Annotated in this window: 2 protein-coding genes; one reads left to right on the top strand and one right to left on the bottom strand. The window is 46.4% G+C overall.

Translation table 11 applies throughout. The features are described 5' to 3' along the window. Positions 1-349, top strand: a 349-nt coding sequence (locus A3751_RS19495; protein ID WP_304439061.1) for a FlgT C-terminal domain-containing protein, incomplete at its 5' end; no start/stop codon positions are given. Between the two features lie 30 nt (positions 350-379). On the opposite strand, the gene A3751_RS19500 is transcribed toward A3751_RS19495, so the two are convergent. Further along, positions 380-972 (bottom strand): phospholipase D-like domain-containing protein (locus tag A3751_RS19500; RefSeq protein WP_231876941.1); only part of this gene is annotated, 593 nt, incomplete at its 5' end.

Genomic DNA, 972 nt, shown 5'->3' on the forward strand with positions numbered 1-972 from the left:
CTGGAAAATGGGTTATGGGCAAGCGGTTGCCGCTTTGCTCGATGATATGGCTTACTCTCTCGATCAACAGCTGCGTTGTCAGCCGTTTATGACGCGTATTGCGCGTGTTGATGGGAAAATCTTGCACTTTGGTTCCGGCGCGAGTTCAGGTCTAAAACCCGGGGATAAACTGAGTGTTTATCGTAGCTATAATTATCATGATGCTTTTCAGCGAACGGGGATCGAGTTGAACAATACCAAGACCGTATTAACGGTCTCGCAGGTGCATCCGAACTTTGCCAGCGGTACGGTCAATATTGATCCGGGACGGGTAAACATTCAGCAGGATGATGTGTTGATTATTTGGTAGTTAAATGTGTGTCTTTGGGCGGCGAGTGCGCTAAAGCCAGCGACCGAATAAGAGTAGGATCACCGCTCCGAGTAACAAGCGCCACGTTTTCTTCTTGCCTAAATCTTCCAGCCTTTGTTCCGTTGACTGCGCAATATCGGACTCAAAATCTTGCAATAATTGCGCGCGTGCATCGTCCGTTTGAACAATGTAATCGACTTCAAGATCGTGCCGGAAACTTCGGTGATTTAAGTTGCTCGAGCCGATCGTGCACCAATCATCTATGACAATCGTCTTTGCGTGTAACATGGCAGGAGTGTATTCGTATATTTTTGCGCCTGCGCTTAATAGAACGCGATAAAAGTATGCCGCCACCCAAGGCATAAAGAATACATCTGATTCTTCGGGCAAAATAATGCTAACGCGAACGCCTTTTTTGGCGGCACCGACTAAGGCGCGGAGTAGTGTATTCTCTGGTACGAAGTAAGCATTAGTGATGAGTATTCGCTGTTTTGCTCCCCATATTTTTGACAGTAAAAGATGATCATGATGATTCCGTAAAGTGCGGGTGTAGTTGAGCAAGAAATTGGAGTTCATCGCTTTTTTTGAAATGACCCGCCTTACTTTTCGCTTCGAGTAGTTCC

It is taken from the genome of Oleiphilus sp. HI0080, from assembly GCF_001635135.1.